The sequence below is a fragment of the Novosphingobium sp. genome (genome assembly GCF_041905565.1).
In the GTDB taxonomy this organism is placed as follows: Bacteria; Pseudomonadota; Alphaproteobacteria; order Sphingomonadales; family Sphingomonadaceae; genus Novosphingobium.
In genome coordinates this window covers 1-4,990 of record NZ_JAYRKX010000037.1, presented here as the reverse complement: position 1 = coordinate 4,990, position 4,990 = coordinate 1, and the positions used below count along the sequence as shown (strand labels likewise).

4 protein-coding genes and 1 pseudogene are annotated in these 4,990 nt (G+C 66.3%); 3 read left to right on the top strand and 2 right to left on the bottom strand.

Annotated elements, in window-relative coordinates:
* Together ACE3N9_RS16440 and ACE3N9_RS16435 are read left to right on the top strand one after the other, a co-directional pair.
* Window positions 1-353: pseudogene (locus ACE3N9_RS16440) on the top strand (hypothetical protein); the annotation flags it as partial.
* Between the two features lie 134 nt (window positions 354-487).
* Window positions 488-772: a hypothetical protein gene (locus ACE3N9_RS16435; protein ID WP_374285559.1), complete on the top strand. Its 285-nt coding sequence runs from the start codon at window positions 488-490 to the stop codon at window positions 770-772.
* A gap of 75 nt (window positions 773-847) precedes the next feature.
* On the opposite strand, the gene ACE3N9_RS16430 is transcribed toward ACE3N9_RS16435, so the two are convergent.
* A complete protein-coding gene (locus ACE3N9_RS16430; RefSeq protein WP_374285558.1) occupies window positions 848-2,287 on the bottom strand; it encodes a hypothetical protein in 1,440 nt (479 codons plus the stop codon).
* 625 nt (window positions 2,288-2,912) lie between these two features.
* Here ACE3N9_RS16430 and ACE3N9_RS16425 point away from each other — a divergent pair.
* Window positions 2,913-4,484, top strand: coding sequence for a sensor histidine kinase (locus ACE3N9_RS16425; protein ID WP_374285556.1), 1,572 nt, complete (start codon window positions 2,913-2,915; stop codon window positions 4,482-4,484).
* Here ACE3N9_RS16425 and ACE3N9_RS16420 read toward each other — a convergent pair.
* On the bottom strand, window positions 4,481-4,990 hold a 510-nt coding region (locus tag ACE3N9_RS16420), incomplete at its 5' end, for an HD-GYP domain-containing protein (protein ID WP_374285554.1). The two genes, ACE3N9_RS16425 and ACE3N9_RS16420, sit on opposite strands and share 4 nt — an antisense overlap.

Here is a 4,990-nt window from a genome sequence, read left to right as displayed (position 1 = left end):
ACGGCATGAACCTTTGGCCCGCGATCAGCGAGGGTACCAAGACGCCGCGCGAGGAGGTGGTCTATAACGTCGACCCGACCGCCGGCGCCGTCCGCGAGGGCGACATGAAGCTGGTGTGGCAGGCCGGGCTGCCCGGCAAGATCGAACTCTTCGATCTTGCGAAGGACCCCGGCGAAACCACGAACATCGCCGACCAGAACCCGGACGTGGTCAGCAAGCTGCAGGCCCGCATCGTCGACCTGTCGAAGGAAATGGCTCCGCCGCTCCTCGTCATGGAGGCGATCAAGCTCACCTTCGGCGCGCCGCCCGTGGCGGCAGACCCCTCGACGATGTTCAACGAGCTCGGCGACTGAGGGCGGCAGGGCGCGGATACAAAATGCAATGAAACGTCGCCAATCGTAACACCGGAGCGGGGATCGGGTCGGATATCACTGATCGCGACGGGCCACATGGGTCCGGGCAGAACGCGAATACCAGGAGATATGAGATGACGACCAACAAGATCCTTTCGCTCGGCTTCGGACTTGCGATGGCGGTGGCTGCCGCGCTGCCGGCCGCCGCAGCCACGGCGCCCGCACACACGACGGCGACATCCGCGACAACCGCCAAGCATCACCACACCTACTTCTATGTGTCGCGCAATCCGCACGGCAAGGGCTGTGAAATCGTCAACCACCGCCCGACCTCGAAGCTGATGGTTGGCAAGTACTACTATTCCTCGCACAAGGGCGCCGCGGCCGAACTGAAGGCCAACAAGATCTGCCACGCCTGACGGCACCCGGTCGCTGCACTGGCAAGCGCCACACCGCCTGCGGTGTGGCGCCTTCGTTCGTGGGGGCTGGCTGCCTCAGCCCGGCACGCAGCCGCCATTGCCATCCGGCACGAAGCCTTTCGGGCATGACTGCTGACGGTTCGTGCTGTTGCTCTTCTGGCGCTGCGGCTGGAGCAGCTGCAGCGAGTTGGGATCGACCTGCAGGTTGGGTTGGCGCAACGCGGGCTGGTTCGGCTGGGTCGTCTGATCCTGCTTGTCGGGCACGCAGGTCAGGCGCTTCTTGCTGTAGTGCCAGCCGTCCGGGCACTGCGTCTGGATGCGCCGGTCGGGTACGCAGTTGCCGTTGTCGTCCTTGTGGTAGCCCTTGCCGCAGGGCTGGTCATAGGTGACGCGCTCGCACGTGCCCCTGGCCGACATCTCCGTCCCTTTCGGACAGACGCAGCGGCCACGGTTGTCGCGGATGGTGTCGCCGAAGCAGGCGGCAACACAGCGCCCGCGCACCCGCTCCTGGCCCTTGGGGCAGGAAGGTTCGACGCAACGGCCATTCTTGTCGCGCACCTGGCCCTGGTCGCAGGGCGGCATGCACTGGCCGTTGACGAGGGACTGCCCCGACGGGCAGCCGCAGCTTCCATCCGCCCGGCGCACGAGGTCCTTGCGGCACAGCGGCAGGCACGTGCCGTTGAAGCTTTCGGTGCCCTGCGGGCAGCCGGGCGTCACGCAGCGGCCGTTCTTGTCACGCAGCTGGCCTGTCCGGCACAGCGGCACGCACTGGCCGCGGTATTTCTCCTGGCCCTGGCGGCAGCCGTTGTCGGGTGGCGGCAGGCAGTTGCCCGACTGTGTGTCACGCGTGTAGCCCTGCGGGCAGGGCGGCACGCACTGGCCGCGGAAGGTTTCGCTGCCCGGCGGGCAGCCGTCGTCCGGCGGCACGCATCGGCCATTGTCGTCGCGCGTGTAGCCCTGGTCGCAGGGCGGCACGCACTGGCCGCGCAGATTGTCATAGCCCGGCGGGCATTCCGGCGGTGCGCACTGGCCGCGCAGGTTGGTATAGGTGCCCGGCGGGCATTGCGGTGGCACGCAATAGCCATAGGGGTCGCGCTGTGTTCCCTGTTCGCAGGGGGGCACACAGCGGCCGTGCCAATTGTCGTACCCGTCAGGGCACTGCGGCGGCGGCGGAATGCAGCGCGTGGGGTGATAGAAGTCGCGCTGGGTTCCCGGCGGGCAGTTTGGCAGGCAGATCCACTGATAGCCGGAGGGCCAGTTGCCCGGCGGCAGGCACTGCCCGCTTTCGGGATCGCGCCCGTATCCGGCGGGGCAGGGGTCCTGGTAATAGCTGCGGCACAGGCCCTGGCCATCGCGGTATGTGCCGTCGGGACAGTCGGTCACGCATTGCCGCGTGTTGGGCGAGAGCACCATGCCGGTCGGGCAGTCGTCCTCCGTCTGGTCATAGTCGGGCACGCAGTCGTCCGGGCTCTGCAGGTCGCGGTGATAGCCATCCGGGCACTGAGGCAAAGGCACCTGCTCATACCCATCCGGGCAGCCATGTTCACACGGCGGCGTGCAGAGGCCGGGGTAGCCGGGGTAACGCAGCCAGCCATCCGGACAGGAAGGCAGGCAGTAATCATCGTAGGGTTGCTGGCCGTCTGGGCAGCGCGGCGCGGGTGGAGTGGAGCCGCAGCCGCAACTGGCACATCCACAAAGGTTTGCTGGCGTGGTGCATATGTTGTCTGCCAGCGCGCGCGGGGCGCCGGGGGCCACTGCCATCGCCAGCCACAACATGGCGGCAAGCAGGAGACTGTGAAGGACGTAGGATCGTGATCCGGCACGTTCATGCGCAAGCGCCATGGTTCCAGCCCCTCGACGTCGCTTCCGTTCCCTGACGCAACGTTAGCAGAACGCGTCCGCCCGTCAACGCGCTGCCGAAATTTTTGGCAAGGTCCTTTTCAACTCCCCCGCCGGTGCGCCGCCGCGGGTTTTTCTGATTGCCGATTGAACCGATGTGACACGCCGTGCGAAAATAGAAGTTGTACCGCCACATAGTCGGAGGAAGGCCGCCAATGCCCATGTTCACTGCCACCACTCCAGATGATGGGGGCTGCACCGGCAGTGTCACCGCCCTGCCGGTCGTCACTTACAGGCAAGGGTGAACAAGTTCGACGACGAACGCGCCGCGCTGCGCCGGCTCGCCAGTGGCAATGCCACGGCCGCCGGAAGCGAAGTCGTTCCGCTGATCCGCCGCGCCACCCGTGCAATTCTTCTCCTGCTGTGGGTGCTCGCGATCATCACCGCCGTATCATCGGGCATCCTGCTCCTGCACCATGCGCGCAGCCACGCCGAGGGAGTGGCCACCAGCCTCGAACAATATGCCCGACGCACCATCACGCTCGCTGCCTTCGTGGTGGATGAATATCAGGAACACCTCGACGAGCGCGGCGGCCTTGCGGGTCTCGCGCAGGACGCGGCGACCAGTCAACGGCTGCGGGACCTCGCAACGTGGCTGCCCGATGGCAGCACGGCCGGCGTGGTCGCTTCTGACGGCACCTATCTCGCATCGAACGCTGCGCTCGGTCCGAACCTCGCGCGGCCCACGGACCGGCAATGGTTTCAAGCGCACGTGCGCGACGGACTGCAGTCCTTCATCGGACCGGCAATCCTCAGCCGCGTGAGCAATCGCTATGTCTTTACCTATTCCGCGGCCTACAGGGCAAAGGACGAAGAGCTCCTCGGCGTCATTGTCCTGGGCATCCCGTCGAATTCCATCACCGGCCTTGCGACGGACCAGCGCCACACCAGCATGGCGCTGGTCGAGGACGACGGCGCGGTGGTGGCGGCACAGCCTTTCCACCCGGAGATGGTGGACGAAAGACTGCCATGGAGAGACCTCGTCCCCGAGCCGAAGTCGACAGGCGTGGCGACGGTATTCGGTGCCTGGTCCGTCGTGGCCGTCCGCACGATGCCGGACCTCAAGCTCCATGCCATCGCGGCTGTGCCGCTGTTCGAGGTCCTGAAGCCGCTGCTGTGGGGTATCGGCATCGGCCTGCCAGTTCTGCTGCTGTTGACGAGGCTGCTTCGTGTTCTCTCCAACCAGCTTCAGAAGAAGAGCCGTCAGGTGGAGCAGGCGCTGGCCGACAACAAGGTTCTGTTCCAGGAAGTCCACCACCGGGTGAAGAACAACCTCCAGGTCATCTCCAGCCTGTTGCGCCTGCAGTCCGAGAGGTTGCCGGCCGAGCTGCGTCCGCTGCTCGACCAGACGAGTTCGCGGGTGCGCGCCATCGCCCTGGTGCACGAACAGATCTACCGCACCGCATCGCCATCCGACGTGCAACTCGACAAGTTCCTCGCCCAGCTTGTGAAGCAGCTCTCGGCGTCGATGATCGCCGGGACAGCCAGGATCATGACCGACCTCCAGCCGATGACGATCGGTCTCGACCGCGCCGTGCCGGTGGCGATCCTCGCCACCGAAGCCATTACCAACGCCATCAAGCACGGTCTCGAGGACGGCGACGGGGCCATCACCGTCAGGCTCGCCAGCCAGGGTGGCGTGAACCGCCTCGAGGTGCGTGACAGCGGTCGCGGCATCGGTGACGACGCCGACACGGGCCTTGGCAGCCGCATCATGACGGCTCTCTCGCGCCAGATCGACGGCACGTGGAGCCGCGAGCACGCGCCTTCGGGCGGTACAAGCTTCACGCTCAGCTGGCCGGCTTCGGCCTAGGCCGCGTCGGCGGTGCCGTCCTCGGCGTCCGGCATTGCACGCATCACCTCGACGACCTCGTCGCGCGCGCCGGCGAAGGCCGCGACGCAAGCGGGGTCGAACTGGTCTCCCGCGTTGTCATGGAGATAGGTGAAGGCATTGGCCGCCGACCATGCCGTCTTGTAGGCGCGCACGCTGGTCAGCGCGTCGAACACGTCGGCCACCGCGGTGATGCGCGCCGCCAGCGGAATCTGTTCCCCCTTGAGACGCTGCGGATAGCCCGACCCGTCCCAGCGCTCATGATGTGAAAGTGCGATGTCTGCCGCCATGCGGAACAGGCTCGAGTGCATGTCACGCAGCATGGCATGGCCGATGCGCGTGTGCTCTTCCATCTCGCGGCGCTCTTCCGGCGACAGGAAGCCGGACTTGCGCAGCAGCGCATCGCTGAGGCCCGCCTTTCCGATGTCATGCAGCGGTGCCGCGTGCAGGATGTCGCGCCGAAACTCTTCCGGCAGCCCGAGATTATA